Raw genomic sequence first — 20,872 nt, 5'->3', positions numbered from 1 at the left:
TCCGCGTCGACGAGGAGGAACCATGTGCGACGACCTCGAGCGCCTGCGTCGCTGGGCCGGCTCCGGCGGGATGGTGCGGATCCTCGGCGATGCGGGAGGCCGGCTCTCGGTCGGCCTGCTGACCTGCGACGGCGGCGAGGAGATGGAGCGTATCGTCACTGCCGACCCGGAGGTGCGTCGCTGGTGCACCGAGCACGCGGAGACGTGATCCGGCGCGGGGTGATCCGACGCGGCCGGCCGCGGAACCCGGGGAGAGGCGTGACCGGCCCTGAGCGAGTCGCTACAGTCCCGCGGCCGAGAGTTGCCAGTGCAACTGGGCGTCGAACACACCGGCGGGATCGGCGAAGGTGTCCGGGCCGTAGCCCTCGAAGACCTCCTGGCCGACGGCGCCGATCAGCCAAGTCCACAGCGCCACAGTCACCACCAGGGCGCCCGGCGGCAGATCGACGTCGGCCTCGGCGGCCACGGCGGCGAGTTCGGCCTTCAGCGGGGCGGGCACGACGAGCCCGGCCGGCGCAGTCAGCCCGGCCTCGGTGCACAGCCGCAGCAGCACGGCGATCACCCTGGTGCCCGGCCCGGTCGTCTGCTCTGCGGGTGCGGAGTAGCCGGGGACGGGACTGCCGTAGAGCAGGGCGAATTCTGAGGGGTGGGTGACGGCCCACGCCCGGAAGGCACGCATCGCGGTGCGCAGGCGCTCGCCGGGCGTATCGGCCGCGGCGGCGACTGCGGCGTCGACGTGGTCGCCGAGATCGTCGTACGACGCGACCACCAGTCTGGTCAGCAGCTCGTCGCGGCTGGCCACGTACCGATACACCGCCGACGAGACCATGCCGAGTTCCCGCGCGATCGCGCGGACCGAGAGCGCCGCTGCCCCGACCTGGGCGAGTTGGGTGCGGCCGGCTTCCAGGATCTGGCGGTCGAGCTGCTGTCGACGTCGTGCACGGGCACCGGTCATGCCGCCATCCTCGCACATCGAGAGCGGCGCTCCGGGGCGCCGGACCACGATCGCGCAACCAGTTCGCTCCGTGCGGAAGGGCGGGGTCGGTCGGCGCGTGCCCGGAGCTACGATCAGGCGCGTGGAATTCGACCCGGCCGAGACGAGCTCGCGCTGGGTGATGCACATCGACATGGACGCCTTCTTCGCGTCGGTCGAACAGCTGACCCGGCCGACACTGGCGGGCCGCCCGGTCCTGGTCGGCGGGGCCGGCGGTCGCGGAGTGGTGGCCGGAGCGTCGTACACGGCCCGGGCCTACGGCGCACGCTCGGCGATGCCGATGCATCAGGCGCGGCGGCTGATCGGCCCGTCCGCGGTGGTACTGCCGCCCCGCGGCGGGGTATACCGGGCGGTGAGCGGCCGGGTCTTCGAGATCATCCGGCGCCGGATTCCGGTGATCGAGACGCTGTCCTTCGACGAGGCCTTCGGTGAACCCGACGAACTGGCGGGCGGCACCGCAGGCGATGCGCGGGAGTTCGCCGAACGGCTCCGCGCGGAGATCCGGCAGGAGGTCGGTCTGCCGGCGTCAGTCGGGTTCGGCTCGGGCAAGCAGATCGCCAAGATCGCCTCGGGTCAGGCGAAACCGGACGGCGTCGCGGTGATCGGCCCGAGTGGGCAGCTGGGATTCCTGCAGGCGTTGCCCGTGCGGAAGCTCTGGGGGATCGGACCGGTGTCGGGGGACCGGCTGGCCCGGCTGGGCATCGAGACGATCGGCGACTTCGCGGCGATGGCGCCGACCGAGGTGGTCTCGGTCCTCGGCGCGACCGTCGGACCGTCGCTGCATCGGCTGGCGCACGGGATCGACGACCGCCCGGTCGCCGAACGCGCCGAGGCCAAACAGATCAGCGCCGAGTCGACGTTCGCGGTGGACATCGTCGACCTGCCGAGCCTGCGTAACGCAGTGGCCGAGGCCGCCGCGGGCGCCCACCGACGACTCCTCGACGACGGGCGCGGCGCTCGCACCATAGTGGTCAAGCTCCGGCGCGCCGACATGTCGATCCTCACTCGCTCGACCACCATGCCGGCGGCGAGCACCGACCTCCAGGTGCTGACTGCTGCGGCGCAGCGCATCGTCCTCGATCCGCTCGAAGTCGGTCCGATCCGGCTGGTCGGCGTCGGCTACTCCGGACTCACCGGCGCAGAGCAGTTCACGCTGTTCCCGGATCTGGACGAGCCGGCTCCGGCGGCCGCAGGGCCTGCACCGGAACGACCGGGGTCGACGAGCGCGTCCGCCGCGCGACCGGACAGCCCGGCCGAGCCGTGGCCGACCGGATCGGACGTGCACCATCCCGACTACGGGCACGGCTGGGTGCAGGGCGGCGGTCACGGCTTCGTGACTGTGCGCTTCGAGACGCGCGCCACCGGCCCGGGCCGGGCGCACACCTTCCGGTGGCCGGACGAGCGTTTGCGGCGTGCCGACCCGATCGACAGTCTCGCCTGGGACTGATCGTCCCTCAGGTCGGGCCGGATGCGGCGAAGAAGTCCGCGATCTCCGAGCGGGAGGCTCCGGTCGTGAGGAGCGCGATCATGGCCATGCGGGCCTGCGGACCGCGCAGCCACGGCGAGATGACCGCGCCCGCGCGGGCCAAGTCGACTCCGCCGCCGCCACCGCCGTAGGTCGCCTCCACGGCGCCGTACGGAACCCGGGAGGTGACGACGACGGGGACGTTCCGCTGCTGCGCGAGGGCCACTTCCGCAGTGATGTCCGGGTGGGTGTTGCCCGAGCCGGTCGCCGAGAGCACGATTCCCGCGGCGCGCTGGGCCACCGCCGCGGCGATGAGCCCGGGAGAGACGCCCGGGTACAGGGCCAGGAGATCCACCCGGGCGGGCATTCCGGACGGGATCGACACCGGGATCAACGGGCGCGGCAGGTCCGGATGCACCGTGTCGAAGGCCTCGATCGAGGTGGTCGACACCTTGAACAGCCCGCGGGCGCCGAGCACACGCCCGCCCAGCGCGACGAGCACGCCCCTGCCGCGCGCATCGGGGTCGCCGGCCAGGGCGACGGCGGCGGCGATGTTGGCGGGACCGTCGGACCGCGGATGGTCGACCGGATACTGGGCGCCGGTGAAGACCACCGGCCGAGGGTCTGCGGCGAAGACGTCGGCCAGGAAGGCGGTCTCCTCCAGCGTGTCGGTGCCGTGAGTCACCACCACGCCCGCCACCTCTGGATCGTCCAGTGCGTCGGCGATCGCGCGGATCACCGCGAACTGCTCGCGAACGGTCATCGCCGAGGAGTCCACGCTCATCAGGTCCACCGGACGAACCAGGACGTCGTCGACGGAGTCGGGGAGCAGGTCGGCGGCGTGCAGGACCGGGACGGCGCCGTCGTCGGTGGTGCGCGAGGCGGCGGTGCCGCCGGTGGTGATCATCACAACCTGCTGTGGGCTCATGCACCGATTCTCGCACTAAAGAGCGGCGCGTGTGCGCAGGTCACCTCGCCGGGCCGTGACGATTGGGGGCAGTGGTGCGAGCGGGAGTCTGTGAGAGAACTCAGGATTGTTTGGCATAGTGGTTCCGAGCTCGGGGCATGTCAGCGAGAGACCGGGCGTGATCGCATGGAGGTTTGATTCGGTGAAGTACCGGAAGTTTGTGATGGCAGGCGCCATCGCCGCCCTGGCCCTCGTGCCGGTGGCGTGCGGCAGCGACGACAATCTGCCGCCCGTTCCGCAGGCGGCATCGGCCACGGAGAGCGACTCGGCCGTGGCGCAGGAGCAGGGCCTGGAGGCCGAGCTGTCCAACGGCACGAAGCGGCCCAGCATCGAGGCGCTGAACGAGATGCTGCAGATGGCGCTGGATCCGAAGATTCCGTCGAAGGACAAGACCGAACTGGTCGAGGGTTCCGAGGTGGACCCGAAGCTCTTCGATCAGCTGGTCGAGGTGGCCGAGGACAACCCCGACGTCACCTACACGATCATGAAGCCGGTGATCAGCAACGGTCCGAACCGGGCCAGCGTGAAGTTCGAGATCCGGATCCCGGACAACCCTCCGACCAAGATCGATGCGTCGATCGTCTACGACCAGGGTCGCTGGAAGCTCTCGAAGCAGACCGTGTGCCCGCTGCTGTCGGCGCAGAAGGTGAAGACCCCGCTGTGCGAGGACGAGGCCTCCTCGTCGTCGGCCAAGAAGTCGACCACCGCCAAGCGCTCGGCCTCCCGGACCACGACCCCGTCGAACTGATTCTCCGGCCCCGAGACAGAGCACCGGTCTGAGCAGACCGAACGGCGCGCCGCCTGTGCATCCGCACGGGCGGCGCGTCGTTTCGTCGTCCGGTGCCGTGGACGCGTGCCGGTGCTCTGCCGGCCGCCTCGGTCAGGCGTGCCGGTCCGGCGGACCCGGGTCGGGCGGGCTCAGTCGGTCGGCGTCCAGGCGAGGTCGAGGGTGGTGTGCTGCAGGATCGGGCGGTTCGGGTCCGTGCCGACCAGTTCCCGTGCTCCCTGGAGCTTCAGCGACGCCGATGCCGGCAGCAGGGTCGTCAAGTCGATCGTCACGCTGCCCGTGCCGGCATTGCGGTAGCGGGTCAGATCCAGCGTCGCGTTGCTGCCGGGGATGCGGAAGATCGGGTCGACGGGTGTCTCGTCCACGCTCACGGACACCGTCAGGCGGTCACCCTCCCACGCGGTGACGGTCACGTCCATCGTCTGAGTGAGGGTCGTTGCCGACGAGACAGTCCGGGTGACCCGCCACTTCGCGCCCGGCCCGATCGCGGTGGTGGGCACCGGCACGGCCAGTGTGAACGCCGTCACGAGGGACTGCTCGACGGCCCGGGTCGCCGGGTCCTCGGCGTCGGCGGGAGGCAGGATGCGCAGTTCGGTCGGCGCCAGGCCGTCGGCGTACGTCACGCCGCCGTCGGCGCCGTCGAACGCCGCCAGCGCGGGTTCCAGGGCTCCGTCGGGTGAGGTGGGGGTGCCGAGCGTGAACTCCAGGTTCTTCGGATCGGTGCAACCGGCGCGGGCGGTGAGCGGGAGCGTGACCGACTCGACTGTGGACGACGGCTCCTGCCCCGACACCACACTGGTCTCGCGGGACTCGGTGGTCACGGTCACCCGCTGCGGCGCATCGGTGCGCGGCGCCGAGGCCGGGACCCGCAGCTCGCCGGTGCCCGGCTCGGTGACCGTCAGGTGCGCGGGCGGCAGTTCGATCGGCCGGACGCCGTCGGCATCCCGGCTGGAGGCCTCGTCGCAGCCGCGATCGGGATCGGTCGCCACCCCGTCGTCGGAGGAACACGCGGTCAGCGTCAGCGCGACCGCCGCCGAGAGTGATACCAGTCCGGTCGCGGCGCGAGGGAATCGGGGAGCGGACACGCGTCCACCCTAGTGGAGGCTTCGCAGGGCGCCGAGGCGGCCCGGACCGGGGCGGGTGGCCGCCGAACCGCCCGATTGTGGACAATCGACGGTATGAACGACGCCGCACCGCACGGTGCTTCCGGCTCGGACACCGATCCCGCACCGCGGTCGCGGTCGCGCGGCCTGCTGATCACGCTCGCGCTGATCGCCGTGGTGATCTATCTGGCCGACCTGCTCACCAAGACGCTCGCCGTCCGCTACCTGGACCCGGCGGCTCCCACCGAGATCATCGGCGACGTCGTGACGCTGCGCCTGATCCGCAACAGCGGCGCGGCGTTCTCGATGGCGACCGGTTACACGTGGGTCCTGACGATCATCGCGCTGGCGGTGGTCGTCGCAATCGTCAAGTTCAGCGGCCGGCTGGGCTCGACGGCCTGGGCGATCGGTCTGGGCCTGGTGCTCGGCGGTGCGCTGGGGAACCTCACCGACCGGTTCTTCCGGGAGCCCGGCCCGATGCGCGGGCACGTGGTCGACTTCGTCTCGGTGGGCTGGTGGCCGGTGTTCAACGTGGCCGACTCGGCCGTCGTGTGCGGCGCGGTCCTGCTGGTGGTCCTGACCCTCCTCGGCTTCGACTACGACGGTTCGCGATCAGGCTGGGCCGCTCGGCACGACGAGGCGGCCGCCGACGACGATGCAGCGACCGACGACGCAGTGACCGACGACGCAGTGACCGACGACGCCGACGCCGACCGTTCCCGGGCCGGCGACGAAGGCTCCGGGCCCGACGGCGGCGCCGGGGCCGCCGACGCACAGGAGCGCCGGGATGCGTGAGTCGCGGGCGATGCCGGTACCCGACGGGCTCGACGGCATGCGGGTCGACGCCGGTCTCGCGCGACTGCTGGGTCTGTCCCGGACCGTCGCCGCGAGCCTGGCCGACGACGGAGACGTGACGGTGGACGGCGCGGCGGTGGGCAAGTCGCACAAGCTGCGGGCCGGGACCTGGCTGGACGTCACCCTGCCCGAACCCGAGCAGCCGCTGCGGGTGGAGCCGACGCCGGTGGAGGACCTCCAGGTGCTCTATCACGACTCGGACATCATCGTCGTCGACAAGCCTCCGGGGGTGGCTGCACATCCGTCGCAGGGCTGGACCGGCCCGACCGTGGTGGGCGCGCTGGCCGCCGCGGGTTTCCGGATCTCCACGTCGGGCGCCGCCGAACGCCAAGGAATCGTCTCGCGACTGGACGTCGGGACCTCGGGCGTCATGGTGCTGGCCGCCTCCGAGCACGCGTACACGATGCTCAAGCGGGCCTTCAAGGAGCGCAACGTCGACAAGGTCTATCACGCGGTGGTGCAGGGCCACCTGGATCCGCCGGTGGGCACCGTCGACGCGCCGATCGGCCGCCACCCGGGTTCGGACTGGCGGTTCGCGGTCACCTCCAGGGGCAAGGAGTCGGTGACCCACTACGAGACGATCGAGATGTTCGCGGCGGCGAGCCTGCTCGACATCGACCTGGAGACCGGACGCACCCACCAGATCCGCGTGCACTTCTCGGCGCTGCACCATCCGTGTGTCGGGGACCCGACCTACGGCGCCGATCCGAAGCTCGCGGCCCGGCTGGGTCTGGACCGGCAGTGGCTGCACGCCCGATCGCTCTCGTTCGCGCATCCCGCCGACGGCCGCCGGGTCGAGTTCACCGCGCCCTACCCGGCAGATCTCCAACACGCACTGGACGTCCTCCGCGAGTCCTGAAGGCGGCCCTCGAGCGGATTCCCTTCGTTGGTCGAGCGGAGTCGAGACCACACCAGTCACACCCGGGCGAGCCTGAGAGATCCTGTCGGAGGGGCGGCCTAGAGTGGGGTGGTTCCCTCGTTCGCGGGGCCGTCCCACAACCCGACAGGAGCGCTGAGTGACCGGTTCGTTCGTTCACCTGCACAACCACACCGAGTACTCGATGCTCGACGGTGCGGCGAAGGTGTCACCGCTGTTCGCCGAGGCGCAGCGGCTGGGAATGACCGCGATCGGGATGACCGACCACGGCAACATGTTCGGCGCCAGCGAGTTCTACAACACCGCGATCAAGCACGACATCAAGCCGATCATCGGCATCGAGGCCTACATCGCGCCGGAGTCGCGGTTCAACACCAAGCGTGTGCTGTGGGGTACCCGCGAGCAGAAGGGCGACGACGTCTCCGGCTCGGGTGCCTACACCCACATGACGATGGTCGCCGAGAACGCGACCGGACTGCGCAATCTGTTCCGCTTGTCGTCGCTCGCCTCGATCGAAGGCCAATTGGGCAAGTGGTCGCGCATGGACGCCGAGATCATCGCCCAGCACGCCGAGGGCATCATCGCGACCACCGGCTGTCCCTCGGGAGAGGTGCAGACCCGCCTGCGCCTCGGGCACGACGCCGAAGCGCTCGAAGCGGCGGCGAAGTGGCAGGACATCTTCGGGAAGGACAACTTCTACCTGGAGGTGATGGAGCACGGCCTGGAGATCGAATCGCGGGTGCGCGACGGTCTGCTCGACATCGGCCGCAAGCTCGGCATCACGCCGCTGGCCACCAACGACTGCCACTACGTGACGCGTGATCACGCCGCGGCGCACGAGGCGCTGTTGTGCGTGCAGACCGGCAAGACGCTGTCGGATCCGACGCGCTTCAAGTTCGACGGCGACGGCTATTACCTCAAGTCCGCCGCTGAGATGCGGCAGCTGTGGGACGACGTGGTGCCCGGCGCGTGCGATGCGACCGTGGAGATCGGCGAGCGCGTCGAGTCGTACCAGGACGTGTTCACCCACCGGGACCGGATGCCGGTCTTCCCGGTGCCCGACGGATACACGCAGGAGACCTGGCTCGAACATGAGGTGATCGAGGGCCTCAAGAGGCGCTTCGAAGGCGACGCGGTGCCCGACGAATATCGGAGCCGCGCCGACTACGAGCTCCAGGTGATCAACCAGATGGGTTTCCCGGCCTACTTCCTGGTGGTCGGAGACCTGATCGCGCACGCCCTCGAGGTCGGCATCCGCGTCGGCCCCGGCCGTGGTTCGGCAGCCGGTTCGCTGGTCGCGTGGGCGTTGGGCATCACCAACATCGACCCGATCCCGCACGGCCTGCTGTTCGAGCGGTTCCTGAACCCCGAACGCGTGTCGATGCCCGATATCGACATCGACTTCGACGACCGCCGACGCGGCGAGATGGTCCGCTACGCCAGCGAGAAGTGGGGCAACGACAAGGTCGCCCAGGTCATCACCTTCGGCACCATCAAGACCAAGGCGGCGCTCAAGGACTCGGCGCGGGTTCAGTTCGGACAGCCCGGTTTCGCCATCGCCGATCGGATCGCCAAGGCGCTGCCGCCGCCCGTGGCGGCCAAGGACATCACGGTGGCGGGCATCACTGATCCGTCCAACGAGCGCTATGCCGAGGCCGCCGAGGTCCGCACTCTGATCGAGACCGACCCGGACGTCAAGAAGATCTACGACACCGCGCTGGGACTGGAAGGCCTGATCCGGAACGCGGGCGTGCACGCGTGCGCGGTGATCATGTCGTGCGAGCCGCTGACCGATGCGATCCCGGTCTGGAAGCGCGCGCAGGACGGCGCGATCATCACCGGGTGGGACTACCCGTCGTGCGAGGCCATCGGCCTGCTGAAGATGGACTTCCTCGGTCTGCGCAACCTGACCGTCATCGGTGACGCGCTGGACAACATCAAGAACAACCGCGGCATCGACCTCAATCTGGACAAGCTGCCGCTGGAGGATCCGAAGACCTACGAGCTGCTGGCCCGGGGCGACACCCTCGGCGTGTTCCAGCTCGACGGCGCGGGCATGCGCGAACTCCTCAAGATGATGCAGCCGACGGGGTTCGAAGACATCGTCGCCGTGCTCGCCCTGTACCGACCGGGCCCGATGGACGTCGGCGCGCACCACTCGTATGCGCGCCGGAAGAACGGGCTCGAGGAGATCAAGCCGATCCATCCCGAGTTGGAGGAGCCTCTCAAGGAGATCCTCGCCGAGACCTACGGCCTGATCGTCTATCAAGAGCAGATCATGGCCATCGCCCGGAAGGTCGCCGGGTACTCGCTCGGCGAAGCAGACCTGCTCCGTCGAGCCATGGGCAAGAAGAAAAAGGAGATCCTCGACGAGGCCTACGGAGGCTTCGCCGAAGGCATGACCAAGAACGGCTTCTCGCAGGCGGCGATCACCGCGCTCTGGGACACGGTTCTGCCGTTCGCCGGCTACGCATTCAACAAGTCGCACGCCGCCGGGTACGGGCTGGTCTCGTTCTGGACCGCCTACCTCAAGGCCAACTATCCGGCCGAGTACATGGCCGGTCTGCTCACCTCGGTCGGCGACGACAAGGACAAGTCGGCGATCTACCTGGCCGACTGCCGGAAGATGGGCATCACGGTGCTGCCGCCGGACGTCAACGAATCGCGCGCGGACTTCGCGGCGGTCGGCGACGACATCCGATTCGGCCTCGCGGCGATCCGCAACGTCGGCTCCGGTGTGGTGTCGTCGATCATCGCCTCCCGCGAGGAGAAGGGCGCCTTCAACGGCTTCTCGGACTATCTCGGCAAGATCGACGTGACGGCCTGCAACAAGAAGGTCACTGAATCCCTGATCAAGGCCGGTGCGTTCGACTCGCTCGACCATCCCCGCAAGGGCCTGTTCCTGGTGCACGCCGACGCCGTCGACTCGGTGCTCGGCACCAAGAAGGCCGAGGCGATCGGGCAGTTCGACCTCTTCGGTGACATGGGCGGTGGGGACGAGGCGATCAGCGAGGTCTTCGCCGTCAAGGTGCCCGACGAGGAGTGGGAGTCCAAGCACAAGCTCGCCCTCGAGCGCGACATGCTGGGCCTCTACGTCTCCGGGCATCCGCTGGCCGGGGTGGAGCACGCACTGGCCGCGCAGACCGACACCTCGATCACCCAGCTCCTGGAAGATCAGGTGAAGGACGGCGCCCAGATCACCATCGGCGGCATAATCTCCTCGGTCACCCGGCGGGTGAACAAGAAGGGCGAACCGTGGGCGGCGGTGACCGTCGAGGACATGGTCGGCGGCGTGGAGGTCTACTTCTTCCCGCGCGCCTACGTGGCGTTCGGCATGGACCTGACGGTGGACAACATCGTGTTGGTCAAGGCGCGGGTCAACAAGCGCGACGACTCGATGATGATCAGCGCCAACGACCTCGCCGTGCCCGACCTCTCGGCCGTCGGAACCACCAAGCCGCTCAATCTGACATTGCAGGCTCGCGCGTGCACGCCGTCGAAGGTGGCCTCGCTCAAGCAGGTGCTCCAGCGGCACGCCGGGACGTCGGACGTCCACGTGACGCTGGTCAGCGACCAGAAGCAGACGCGACTGCTGCTGACCGACGCCCTGCGGGTCACACCGTCCTCGGCCCTGATGGGCGACCTCAAAGCCCTCCTCGGCCCCAGCTGCTTGTCCTGAGCTCGTGGCGGAGCGTGCGACGACGCGAAGTCGAAGGGCCTGTCCTGAGCTCGTGGCGGAGCGTGCGACGACGCGAAGTCGAAGGGCCTGTCCTGAGCTGGTGGCGGAGCTGACTGGACGGGGCGACTAGTGCTGGTGCTCGACGGTGCGGACGAGGTGGTCGAGTCGACCACGATCCGCAAGTCGCGGTTCGTCGCGACCGTGGCACCCGTGTCCTCCGAGGACGAACTGAGTGCGCTGGTGGACCGCAAGCGCGATCCGTCGGCGAACCACACGTGCTGGGGTGCGGTGATCGGCAGCGGCCCGCAGCGGATCGCGCGCTGCAGCGACGACGGCGAGCCCGCCGGAACGGCTGGTCCGCCCATTCTGGCGGCGCTGACATCGCGCGAGGTGGTCGACGCCGCGATTGTGGTGGTGCGCTGGTTCGGCGGCGTGAAACTCGGTGCCGGCGGGCTGGTGCGCGCCTACGGCGGCAGCGCGACGGCGGTGCTCGACAAGGCCTCGCTGCGCGAGGCGCGGCCGGTCACCCGGATGCGTCTGGACGTCCCGGTTCACGATGCGGGACGGGCCGAGCGCCTCCTCTATTCCCTCGGCGATGTGCACGGGGCCGTTTACGGCGCTGCGTGCGTCACGTACACCGTGGAGGTGGGCGCCGAACACGAAGGCAGTCTGCGTGATCGGCTGATGTCCCTCACCTCCGGCGGAGCGCAGGTCGTCGAGGTCGCGCGTCGTCTGGCCTGATCACGGGCACGCCGGGTGCCAGGTTTCGGTAGCCCGAAGTTTTCCTGTCGGCGCATGCTACAGTCGAGTTGTGACGACACTGAACAACGCTTACCGCCGACCCGCAATGCGGGCGCGTGATCGACGGAACACCGCCGCCGCGCCGACGGCTGACGTCTTCGGTGTCGCATGGCCCCTCTACAAGCTGCACGCTGTCGTCGCAGCCGTCCTCGCCGTGGCCGTCGTGCTGGTCGCCGGCGGGTCCGGCGTCGTGGCGATGTGGGTCAGCGCAATCGCGATGCTTGCCGTCTGGTGGGGCGAGCGTGTCGTGATCGGCGCGCGGTGGGACGATGGTGGACGTGACCACCACGCCCGCGACTGATACACCCGCCGTCACCGGACTCACTCCGGCCAGCATCGATGCGGCCGCCGCCACGCTCGACGGCGTCGTCTCCCGAACCCCGCTGGAGGCCTGCCCGCGTCTGAGCGAGGCGACCGGCGCGAACGTGCACCTGAAGCGCGAAGACCTGCAGGCGGTCCGTTCCTACAAGATTCGCGGTGCGTACAACGTGATGGCGCAGTTGACTCCCGAGGAGCTCGCCGCGGGAGTCGTCGCCGCCAGCGCCGGCAACCATGCGCAGGGCGTCGCGTTCGCGTGTCGCACCATGAAGGTGCGGGGACGCATCTACGTCCCGACCACCACGCCCAAGCAGAAGCGTGACCGCATCTCCTGGCACGGCAAGGAGTACGTGGAGCTGCTCGCGGTGGGCGACACGTACGACGCGGCCGCCTCCGCGGCGCAGACCGACGTGCTGCGGACCGGAGCCACCTGGATCCACGCGTTCGACGACCCCCGGACCGCCTCGGGTCAGGGGACCATCGGCAAGGAGATCGTCGAGCAACTCGGGGCGAAGCCCGACGTGGTGGTGCTGCCGGTCGGCGGCGGCGGCTGCCTGGCCGGCATCGTGACGTACCTGCGCGACGCGTACCCCGACACTGCGATCGTCGGCGTCGAGCCCGCCGGAGCGGTCTCGATGGCCGCGGCGTTGGTGGCGGGCGAGCCCCACACGCTGGCGGAGATCGACCCGTTCGTCGACGGCGCCGCGGTCAAGCGCATCGGCAGTCTGGGGCACCGGGTCCTGGCGCAGGCGGGCGCGCGCGTCGTCGAGCACCCGGTGCTCGCCGAGATCACCGGTGACCCGAAAGCGCCGGTGATCTCTCGCGACGCGGTCGACCTGGCGCCTGGAAGCGTCACCGTCACGCACGTCGACGAGGGCGCGATCTGCTCGACGATGCTGGAGCTCTATCAGAACGAGGGCATCATCGCCGAGCCCGCCGGGGCACTGGCCGCGACCGCCCTCGCCGAGCTGGATCTGCCCGAGGGCGCCGAGGTCGTGGCTCTGGTGTCGGGCGGCAACAACGACGTCTCCCGGTACGGCGAGATCATCGAGCGCTCGCTGGTGCACCGCGGTCTCAAGCACTACTTCCTGGTGAACTTCCCGCAGGAGCCCGGGGCGCTGCGCCGCTTCCTCGACGAGGTGCTCGGCCCCGACGACGACATCACCCTGTTCGAGTACGTGAAGCGGAACAACCGAGAGACCGGCGCCGCGCTGGTCGGTGTCGAGCTGGGCAGCAGGGACTCCTTCGATGCGCTGCTGGACCGGATGAAGCACTCGCGCCTGGACGTCGAACTCCTCGAGCCGGGCACCCCTGCCTACGACTACCTCACCTGACGACGCAGTGTGTGTCGGCGCACCTGCACACTGCGCCTCGGCGGGTTCGCCGACATTCTGTGACGAGCGCCCGTAGCGGCGCCGAGCCGCGGAGGCCCGACCTCAGGTCGGACTTGAGACTTTCGGCGCGGCGCCCGTTCCGGCCGCAGCGGACTCGTCCGGATATCTGATAAGCGGATGTAACCAGACTTATTACTGTTCAGTAAGGTTTCCGGCTCCGGATGTGTCGGCAATCACAGGTACCGGACCGAGGGCCGGTTGAGACACGACCCCGATCAAACGTGAGGGCGAACACATAAGGGCTTCTCAGGTATGTATATTCCTACCCACGGGTCAGGTCCGATCGGCCCGAAACAGGGTCTTGGTCCTCTTGCGGACCGCGCGACCGCCAAGACGGATGTGAAGGCAGGGGAGTGAGCACAGACACTGTCGATGCCGGCGCGCCGCTTGCTCGGAGTCGCCGAAGGTTCTCGGACACCGGCTTCGGAAAGTGGTGGCGCGAACACATCACCAAGTCCTTCGAGACCTTCGGCCGTCAGCTGGCCATGTTCGTCGAGGTCTTCAGGGTGCTCGTCACGGATCTGGTCAAGGGTCGCTTCCCGTTCGGCGAGTTCGTCCGGCAGTGCGGGTTCATGGCCTCGACGTCGGTCTTCCCGACGCTGTTGGTCGCCATCCCGATCGGCGTCATCGTCTCGATCCAGGTGTCGAACATCGCCGGGCAGATCGGTGCGACGTCGTTCGCCGGCGCCGCGACCGGTCTCGGTGTGATCCGGCAGGGCGCGCCGCTGGTCACGGCGCTCATCATGGCCGGTGCCATCGGCTCGGCCATCGCCGCCGATCTCGGCTCGCGGACCATCCGCGACGAGATCGACGCGATGAAGGTGATGGGTGTCAACCCGGTCGAGCGCCTGATCTCGCCGCGACTGCTCGCCACCATGGTCGTCAGCTTCCTGCTCTGCGGCTTCGTCTGCTTCGTCGGCTTCATCACCGGTTACGTGTTCAACGTGTACATGCAGGGCGGCACCCCGGGCAGTTACACCGGCACGTTCGCGTCGTTCGCCGGACCGCCGGACCTGATATTCGCCTTGGTCAAGGCGGTGATCTTCGGCGCCATCGTCGCCGTGGTCGCCTGCGACCGCGGGCTGACCACGAGCGGCGGTCCGGCCGGCGTCGCGAACTCGGTGAACGCGGCCGTCGTGAACTCGGTGATCATGCTGTTCACCGTCAACGTGGTGCTGACCCAGCTGTTCGCGCTCGTCGTTCCGACGAAGGTGGTGTGACGTGACCGCGTCCCGGTATGTAGCACCGGTCCTCCGGCCGCTCGAGTGGCTCAAGCAGCTGTGGATCGTCCCGCGCGATGCGCTGGTCTCGATGGGCCACTTCGTGACGTTCCTGGTGAAGTCCATCGGTCTGGCACCGATCACCTTCCGGCATTACCAGAAGGAAGTCTGGCGCCTGCTGTCCGACGTCGCATGGGGCAACGGCGCGATCGTCGTGGGCGGCGGCACCGTCGGCGTCATGGTCATCCTGGGCATCATGGGTGGTGCGACCGTCGGCATCGAGGGCTATACGGCGCTGAACCTGCTCGGCATGGAACCGTTGACCGGTGCGCTCTCGGCCTTCGCCACCACCCGCGAGATCGCCCCGCTGCTCGCGGCGACGGCCTTCGCCGCACAGTCGGGCTGCCGATTCACCGCGCAGCTGGGCTCCATGCGGATCAGCGAGGAGATCGACGCCCTCGAGGCCATCGCGATCCGGCCGCTGCCGTACCTGGTCACCACCCGCATGGCGGCCGCGGTGCTCTCGATCGTGCCGTTGTACGCGATCTCGCTGGCCGCGAACTACATCGCGGCCCAGGTCGTCTTCCAGCTCCAGAGCGGGCAGGGTGCCGGCACCTACCTCCACTACTTCCAGCAGTTCATGCTCTCCTCGGACGTGATCTTCTCGTTCCTCAAGGTCGTGGTCTTTGTGCTGTTGACTACCTTCATCCAGTGCTACTACGGGTACTTCGCCTCGGGCGGGCCGGAGGGCGTCGGCATCGCAGCCGGTCACGCCATCCGATTGGCGATCATCGCGATCGTCTTCGCCAGCCTGATCATGACGCTGGTGTTCTGGGGCACCACGTCGGGAATCAAGATTTCGGGGTAACAGGACATGGTTCGTGTAGATACAGGTGGCCGCGACCCGTCGGTGGGCGCGTACTTCTGGCGCGGTGTCGCCGCCATGGCGGTCGTCCTCGTCGTCGCCGTGCTCCTGTTCATGCGGTACGACGGCAAGTTCGACTCGGTGGTCGAGGTCCAGGCGCAGATGACCGACGTCGGCGACGGCCTGATTCCCGGATCGGACGTCCGCTACAACGGTCTCATCGTCGGGGTGGTCGACAGCGTCGAGACCACGGGTAACACGGCCAACGGGCCGAACAAGAGGGTCAACATCCTCCTCGAGCCCGATCAGGCGCGCGGGATCCCGAGCAACACCAGGGCGCGCACCGTGCCCGCCAACCTGTTCGGCGTCAACTCCGTCGAGTTCACCACGCCGGAGAACCCGGTCGCGGGCCGCCTGACCGACAACTCGGTGATCGAAGCCGACACCAGTGCCAAGACGATTCGCCTGCAGGATGCGCAGAACGAACTGCGCGACCTGCTTGCCGCGGTGCCTGCCGAGGACCTCGGCATGGTCCTGGGCACCCTCTCCGAGGCACTCAAAGGCGGCGGTGCGGCCTTCAAGACCTTCCTGCCGGTGCTCGACACCTACTTCAAGGAACTCAACGCGCAGTTCCCGCCGGGTGCGCCGTCCGGCTTCGACAACTTCAACGCGGCGGTCTCCGGAATCTCCGAGTCGACGCCGGAACTGCTCGACGCACTCGGCCGCAGCGTCGTCCCGGCCATGACCATCGCCGAGAACCAGCGCAACCTCACCGCGCTGCTGTCGTCCGGGCAGGGCCTTCTGGATCAGACGCAGTCGCTGTTCGCCAAGAACGGGGACGGCGGCATCGAGATCGTCGGCGACCTGAACACGATGATCGGCGCCGTCGTCTACGACCCCGATGCCATGCCGCAGGCGGTCCGTGAGCTGTACGTGCTGGCCGGCCGGGTCCTCGGCGTCTTCACCGGGACCAACGGCAAGGTGCAGCTGAACCTGGGCATCAGCTTCAGCCCGTTCCTCCAGTACACGCGGCAGAACTGTCCGGTGTACGACGGCGGCAAGTACGGTCAGCTGCGCGGCCCGGGGTGTGTCGGTCCGGGTACCGGCACCGGTCCGACGATGTCCGGCCCGTTGAAGATCTATCCGGAGAACGGCATCCAGCGCCGTGCCGTCGCCCGCGGCGTGACCACCAAGCAGGATTCGAAGACCCTCGGCGAAGCGCTGGGCCGCAAGCCGTCGGCGGCCGAGCAGCTGATGCTCGGCCCGCTGGTCTCGGGAGTGCGTCCGGTGCCCGACGCGAAGGGAGGAGACAAGTGAGTCAGCCAGCCGCGAGTATCCGCACACCACTGCTCGGCTTCACCGCCTTCGCCGTGGTCGCGCTGTTCATGACGTACCTGATCTGGTCGACCCTCGAACGCACCCTCGACGGACCGACCAGCGACTACCGGGCGACCTTCAACGACGCCTCCGGACTGGCCGTCGGCGACGACGTCCGCATGGCCGGTGTGCGGGTCGGCCGCGTCGAATCGATCGAGCTCGTCGACGGCAAGGCGCAGGTCGGATTCGACGTCCTCAACTCGCAGAAGATGTACCAGAACACCCAGGCGTCGATCCGCTACCAGAACCTGATCGGCCAGCGCTATCTGGCGCTGAACCTGTACGGCGAGGAGGGGGCGGGCGTCGAGCTGCCGAAGGGGAGCGCGCTCAAGCTCCCGGGCGTCGACTCGTTCGACGTCTCGGTGCTGCTGGCCGGGTTTCAGCCCGTCTTCGAGACCATGACCCCCGAGCAGGTGAACGATCTGACGATCAGTCTGATCAACACCTTCCAGGTCGGCGACGCGGTCTCGCTGACCAACACGATCGCCCAGATCGGCCAGGTCGCCGAGGACATGGCGAACCGCGACGAGGTGCTGGGCACGATCATCAACAACCTGTCCGTGGTGATGCGCGAGCTGGCCTCGCAGGGTGACCAGGTCAAGGACCTGATCGACAACACGGCCAGGCTCGTCGAGGGCCTCAACAGCAACTCCGCGGCCTTCGGCAAGTCGGTTCAGTTGATCGGCCGCACCGCACAGGGCTTCGGCAACGTGCTCGCCAAGAGCGAGGAGTCGCTGCAGACCGCGGGGCTGGCCGCCCGCAGCTCCACCACCAAGCTGATCAACATCGGCGGCACGCTCGACCGGGCCGCGGTGGTGCTGCCCAGTTTCCTCGTGCATTTCCCGATGGTGATTAGCCAGGGCACCTACCTGAACATCTACGTCTGTGAACTCGACATCTCCTTCGGAGGCGTCTTCCTTCCGCCCGGTCTGCTGACCCAGATCGGCGGCAAACAACACTCGGTGGTGTGCCGATGAAGAAGCGTCTGTCCGCGTCGTGGGGTGAACGCCGCCTGCTCTGGTACGGGCTGATCGGATCGGTCGTGATCATCGCGATCATGGTCGGGGTGGTCGGCTGGAGTTCGCTGGGTATCGGCAAGACCAACTACACGGCGTACTTCACCAATGCCGGCGGCATCCGATCGGGAGACAAGGTCCGAGTGGCGGGCATCGACGTCGGCGAGGTGTCCGGCACCGAGCTCGACGGTTCCCGGGTCAAGGTGACCATGCGCGTCGACGACGACGTGAAGGTCACCGACGACGGCACCGCGACCATCAAGCTGTCCACCCTGCTGGGCCAGCGCTTCGTCGAGATCGACATGGGTTCGGGCGGTGCTCCCGCCCGGGACGGCGTGATCCCGAACACCGAGGTCCCCTACGACCTGCAGAAGACGCTCGAGGCCGGTGTGCCGATCATCGCCGGAATCGACAACGAGCAGCTCGCCACCAGCCTCACCAGTCTCAACAAGCAGCTCGCCGGCGTTCCGGACATCGCCAAGCCGACACTCGACGCGCTGACCCAGATGTCGGACGTCATCAACAACCGCCACGACCAGATCAATCAGCTGATCAAGGACACCGACTTCGTGAGCTCGCAGATGGCGGACAGCCAGAAGCAGCTGTCCATCATCGTCGGACAGGGGGCGCAGCTCGCCGGCAAGATCCAGGCGCGCGAGGCGATGGTCACCCGGCTGCTCAACGGTCTGGCCGAACTCATGGCGCAGTCGGAGAAGGTCGCCGAGCAGAACCAGGACCAGTTCGCCCCGTTCATGGCGAATCTGAACACCATCAGCCAGGGCCTGGAGAAGAACCGTGACAATCTGCGCAACCTGCTGGACATCCTGCCGGTGACGGCGCGTTCGATCGCCAACCTGACCGGCGACGGACCCTACGCGAACAGCTACCTGCCGTGGGGTCTGTTCCCGGACAACTGGCTCTGCAAAGCAAGGGTGGTGGACGGATGCTGACGCGGAAGACCCGGTGGCGCCGGGTATGGGCCGCGACCGTGATGACCACGGTGGTCGCGCTGGGCCTCACCAGCTGCGCACTGGTGCCGACGAGTTGGAAGACGGCGGTCGGCAGCTGGCAGACGTACATCGCCTACTTCGACAGCGCGGCCGGTCTGTACGAGGGCAACGACGTCGCAGTGCTGGGCATGCCGGTCGGCCGGGTCGTCTCGATCACGCCGACGGGGACTCGGGTGAAGGTGGAACTCGCGGTCGACGACGACATCGCGATCCCGGCGGACGCGACGGCCGCGATCGTGAACACCTCGATCGTCACCACCCGGCACATCGAGTTGACGCCGGTCTACACCGAGGGCGAGAAACTGCAGCCCGGTGCCACGCTGGCGCACACCGCTTCCCCGGTGGAGATCGGCACACTCCTGGACTCGATCGACTCGCTGGTGGCCAACCTGGCCGGCGAGGAGAACGGCGATCGTCCGATGGCCGAGCTGATCGACATCGCCTCCGGCATCGCCGACGGCAACGGTGAGCGGCTCCGTTCGGCGCTCAGCGCGCTGGAGAAGGCCGCGCGCCTGGGTGCGACCAACGCCGACGGCATCGGTGAGATCATCGAGAACATCAGCGAGCTGTCGAGCACGCTGGTGGCCAACTACCCGAAGATGCTCGCGTTCTCCGACTCGGTCACCAAGGTGGCCGACATGCTGGGCGAGCAGAGCGTCGGTCTGGAGGCCACGCTGGCGAGCGTGAACGAGACCCTCCAGAACACCGCGGAGTTCCTGGAAGGGAACTCGGGGAACATCTCGTCGTCGTTCAGCCGACTCGCTGCTCTCGCCTCGAACTTGTCGGACTACTCGCGCGAAGTGGTCGACGCGGTCGACATGGCGCCGCTGCTGTTCCAGAACCTGGCCAACTCGGTCTCCGCCGAGCAGGGGGCCTGGCGTGCCCGAGTACTGCTGGACAAGTCGCTGATCGACAACGAGATGTTGTCCCGGTTCTGCGAGGCGATCAACCTCCGCAAGAACGGCTGCCGCACGGCGCAGTTGAAGGACTTCGGTCCGGACCTGGGCATCTTCTCCGGACTGTTGGAGTTGAGCAGGCGATGAACCGGATCAAGAAGCTGGCCCTCGGCGCGGTCACCGTGGTGACCACGGCGAGTCTCACCGCGTGCGGCGCCCTGCCGGGCATCACCGTCGAGCAGATCCCGCTGCCGTCGCCGGGCGGACTGGGCGAGACCATTGAGCTCAAGGCGAGGTTCGACAACGCGCTGAATCTCCCGAATCAGGCCAAGGTGCGTCTGAACGGCACCGACGTCGGCGAGGTCGCCGACATCACCGCCGACAACTACCAGGCGGTCGTCACCATGAACATCTCGGAGTCGGCCAAGATCCCGGTGGGGACCGGGGCCGAGCTGCGGCAGGCCACCCCACTGGGCGACGTCTTCGTGGCGCTCGACCTTCCGCCGACCGCCGACCAGGGCTTCATGACCGAAGGCCAGACGCTGTCCGGCGAGACCTCGGCCGCGGCGACCGTCGAAGACCTGCTGATCTCGATGACCGCCCAGGTCGACTCCGGTTCCATCGCCTCCCTGCAGACCATCTTCACCGAGTTGAGCACCGCGATCTCGGGCGAGAACAAGTATCAGGAGCTGCAGGGCGCCATCAACGGCTTCACGACGGCGATCAGCAAGTTCAACGCCAACGCCGCCGAAGTGGACAAGGCGATGGCGAACACGGCCAAGCTGACCGGTCAGCTCGCCGCCGGCCGCAACCAGATCGCGGCGGCCGTGAACAAGCTGCCGCCGGCCATCAACGTCGTCAACGACGAACTCGGGCTCATCCTGGACACACTCGCCAAGTCGAACCAGGTCACCCAGGCGACAGCCGACTTCCTGAACAAGCGGGAGGGCGCGCTCATCGAGTTGACCGGGCACCTCGCGACGACGATGGTTGCGCTGGACAAGACCGCTCCGCAGCTGGAACCGCTGATGAAGCGCCTGTTCGAGCTGAATCCGAAGTGGCAGAACAGCACGCCGGGCTCGGCCGCGACGGTCGCGACCAGACTGTGGTGGCTCACGCCGGGTGTCGGCTTCGACTCCGGATCGCGCTGGCCGGAACTGCAGGACATCCCGAATACCGTGGAGAGCCTGCAGCAGACGCTGACGCTGATCCTCGCGCGGCTGACCGGGACGAGGGGGGCGAACTAGC

General features: G+C 68.3%; 19 protein-coding genes. 16 read left to right on the top strand and 3 right to left on the bottom strand.

The window, feature by feature from the left end:
* The first annotated feature begins 22 nt into the window (after nt 1–22).
* Entirely contained in the window at nt 23–208 is a 186-nt protein-coding gene (locus tag C6V83_RS12650; protein WP_105942691.1) for a hypothetical protein, read from the top strand.
* A gap of 72 nt (nt 209–280) precedes the next feature.
* Here the strand turns inward: C6V83_RS12650 and C6V83_RS12645 are convergent, their stop codons facing one another.
* Nucleotides 281–955 carry a TetR/AcrR family transcriptional regulator gene (locus tag C6V83_RS12645; RefSeq protein WP_105942690.1) on the bottom strand — a complete coding sequence of 225 codons (675 nt, stop codon included), beginning with the start codon at nt 953–955 and terminating at the stop codon, nt 281–283.
* 160 nt (nt 956–1,115) lie between these two features.
* On the opposite strand from C6V83_RS12645, the gene C6V83_RS12640 reads away from it, so the two are divergent.
* Entirely contained in the window at nt 1,116–2,441 is a 1,326-nt protein-coding gene (locus tag C6V83_RS12640) for a DNA polymerase IV (RefSeq protein ID WP_234353998.1), read from the top strand.
* Between the two features lie 7 nt (nt 2,442–2,448).
* Here the strand turns inward: C6V83_RS12640 and C6V83_RS12635 are convergent, their stop codons facing one another.
* The gene (locus tag C6V83_RS12635; protein ID WP_105942688.1) at nt 2,449–3,387 is read right to left on the bottom strand and encodes an asparaginase; all 939 of its coding nucleotides are present in this window, start codon (nt 3,385–3,387) and stop codon (nt 2,449–2,451) included.
* Nucleotides 3,388–3,568: 181 nt separating this feature from the next.
* Here C6V83_RS12635 and C6V83_RS12630 point away from each other — a divergent pair, with 181 nt between their 5' ends.
* The gene (locus C6V83_RS12630) at nt 3,569–4,174 is read left to right on the top strand and encodes a hypothetical protein (RefSeq protein WP_199832514.1); all 606 of its coding nucleotides are present in this window, start codon (nt 3,569–3,571) and stop codon (nt 4,172–4,174) included.
* Between the two features lie 170 nt (nt 4,175–4,344).
* Here C6V83_RS12630 and C6V83_RS12625 read toward each other — a convergent pair whose 3' ends face one another.
* The gene (locus C6V83_RS12625) at nt 4,345–5,298 is read right to left on the bottom strand and encodes a hypothetical protein (protein ID WP_105942687.1); all 954 of its coding nucleotides are present in this window, start codon (nt 5,296–5,298) and stop codon (nt 4,345–4,347) included.
* Nucleotides 5,299–5,391: 93 nt separating this feature from the next.
* Between C6V83_RS12625 and lspA the strand changes: the two genes are divergently transcribed.
* The 13 genes from lspA to C6V83_RS12560 all read left to right on the top strand — a co-directional run bounded on the left by lspA (nt 5,392) and on the right by C6V83_RS12560 (nt 20,871).
* The gene (gene lspA / locus C6V83_RS12620; RefSeq protein WP_105942686.1) at nt 5,392–6,111 is read left to right on the top strand and encodes a signal peptidase II; all 720 of its coding nucleotides are present in this window, start codon (nt 5,392–5,394) and stop codon (nt 6,109–6,111) included.
* Entirely contained in the window at nt 6,104–7,030 is a 927-nt protein-coding gene (locus C6V83_RS12615) for an RluA family pseudouridine synthase (RefSeq protein ID WP_105942685.1), read from the top strand. The genes lspA and C6V83_RS12615 overlap by 8 nt, the downstream gene beginning before the upstream one ends.
* A 157-nt stretch (nt 7,031–7,187) precedes the next feature.
* The gene (gene dnaE, locus C6V83_RS12610) at nt 7,188–10,727 is read left to right on the top strand and encodes a DNA polymerase III subunit alpha (RefSeq protein WP_105942684.1); all 3,540 of its coding nucleotides are present in this window, start codon (nt 7,188–7,190) and stop codon (nt 10,725–10,727) included.
* 135 nt (nt 10,728–10,862) lie between these two features.
* On the top strand, nt 10,863–11,468 hold the full coding sequence (locus C6V83_RS12605; RefSeq protein ID WP_234353716.1) for an IMPACT family protein: 606 nt from the start codon (nt 10,863–10,865) through the stop codon (nt 11,466–11,468).
* Nucleotides 11,469–11,538: 70 nt separating this feature from the next.
* A complete protein-coding gene (locus C6V83_RS12600) occupies nt 11,539–11,829 on the top strand; it encodes a hypothetical protein (RefSeq protein ID WP_234353715.1) in 291 nt (96 codons plus the stop codon).
* Complete coding sequence (ilvA, locus tag C6V83_RS12595) at nt 11,798–13,180, top strand: threonine ammonia-lyase IlvA (RefSeq protein WP_105942681.1); 1,383 nt, start codon at nt 11,798–11,800, stop codon at nt 13,178–13,180. Before C6V83_RS12600 ends, ilvA begins: the two co-directional genes overlap by 32 nt.
* 506 nt (nt 13,181–13,686) lie before the next feature.
* On the top strand, nt 13,687–14,460 hold the full coding sequence (locus C6V83_RS12590; protein WP_105943926.1) for an MlaE family ABC transporter permease: 774 nt from the start codon (nt 13,687–13,689) through the stop codon (nt 14,458–14,460).
* Between the two features lies 1 nt (nt 14,461).
* A complete protein-coding gene (locus C6V83_RS12585; protein ID WP_105942680.1) occupies nt 14,462–15,328 on the top strand; it encodes an ABC transporter permease in 867 nt (288 codons plus the stop codon).
* Between the two features lie 6 nt (nt 15,329–15,334).
* On the top strand, nt 15,335–16,642 hold the full coding sequence (locus C6V83_RS12580) for an MCE family protein (RefSeq protein WP_105942679.1): 1,308 nt from the start codon (nt 15,335–15,337) through the stop codon (nt 16,640–16,642).
* Nucleotides 16,639–17,679, top strand: coding sequence for an MlaD family protein (locus tag C6V83_RS12575; RefSeq protein ID WP_105942678.1), 1,041 nt, complete (start codon nt 16,639–16,641; stop codon nt 17,677–17,679). The genes C6V83_RS12580 and C6V83_RS12575 overlap by 4 nt, the downstream gene beginning before the upstream one ends.
* The gene (locus tag C6V83_RS12570) at nt 17,676–18,668 is read left to right on the top strand and encodes an MCE family protein (RefSeq protein WP_105943925.1); all 993 of its coding nucleotides are present in this window, start codon (nt 17,676–17,678) and stop codon (nt 18,666–18,668) included. The genes C6V83_RS12575 and C6V83_RS12570 overlap by 4 nt, the downstream gene beginning before the upstream one ends.
* Nucleotides 18,662–19,771: an MCE family protein gene (locus C6V83_RS12565; RefSeq protein ID WP_105942677.1), complete on the top strand. Its 1,110-nt coding sequence runs from the start codon at nt 18,662–18,664 to the stop codon at nt 19,769–19,771. The genes C6V83_RS12570 and C6V83_RS12565 overlap by 7 nt, the downstream gene beginning before the upstream one ends.
* Complete coding sequence (locus C6V83_RS12560) at nt 19,768–20,871, top strand: MlaD family protein (RefSeq protein WP_105942676.1); 1,104 nt, start codon at nt 19,768–19,770, stop codon at nt 20,869–20,871. The genes C6V83_RS12565 and C6V83_RS12560 overlap by 4 nt, the downstream gene beginning before the upstream one ends.
* Nucleotide 20,872: the final 1 nt, after the last annotated feature.

This window comes from Gordonia iterans (assembly GCF_002993285.1).
Taxonomy (GTDB): domain Bacteria; phylum Actinomycetota; class Actinomycetes; order Mycobacteriales; family Mycobacteriaceae; genus Gordonia; species Gordonia iterans.
This window is presented reverse-complemented; position numbering and strand designations above follow the sequence as displayed.

Bases quoted from the DNA above. Each gene is read 5' to 3' on its own strand.
- C6V83_RS12650 (WP_105942691.1), top strand. From the start codon at position 23: ATGTGCGACGACCTCGAGCGCCTGCGTCGCTGGGCCGGCTCCGGCGGG.
- C6V83_RS12645 (WP_105942690.1), bottom strand. From the start codon at position 955: ATGACCGGTGCCCGTGCACGACGTCGACAGCAGCTCGACCGCCAGATC.
- C6V83_RS12640 (WP_234353998.1), top strand. From the start codon at position 1,116: ATGCACATCGACATGGACGCCTTCTTCGCGTCGGTCGAACAGCTGACC.
- C6V83_RS12635 (WP_105942688.1), bottom strand. From the start codon at position 3,387: ATGAGCCCACAGCAGGTTGTGATGATCACCACCGGCGGCACCGCCGCC.
- lspA (WP_105942686.1), top strand. From the start codon at position 5,392: ATGAACGACGCCGCACCGCACGGTGCTTCCGGCTCGGACACCGATCCC.
- C6V83_RS12615 (WP_105942685.1), top strand. From the start codon at position 6,104: ATGCGTGAGTCGCGGGCGATGCCGGTACCCGACGGGCTCGACGGCATG.
- ilvA (WP_105942681.1), top strand. From the start codon at position 11,798: ATGGTGGACGTGACCACCACGCCCGCGACTGATACACCCGCCGTCACC.
- C6V83_RS12580 (WP_105942679.1), top strand. From the start codon at position 15,335: ATGGTTCGTGTAGATACAGGTGGCCGCGACCCGTCGGTGGGCGCGTAC.
- C6V83_RS12570 (WP_105943925.1), top strand. From the start codon at position 17,676: ATGAAGAAGCGTCTGTCCGCGTCGTGGGGTGAACGCCGCCTGCTCTGG.
- C6V83_RS12565 (WP_105942677.1), top strand. From the start codon at position 18,662: ATGCTGACGCGGAAGACCCGGTGGCGCCGGGTATGGGCCGCGACCGTG.
- C6V83_RS12560 (WP_105942676.1), top strand. From the start codon at position 19,768: ATGAACCGGATCAAGAAGCTGGCCCTCGGCGCGGTCACCGTGGTGACC.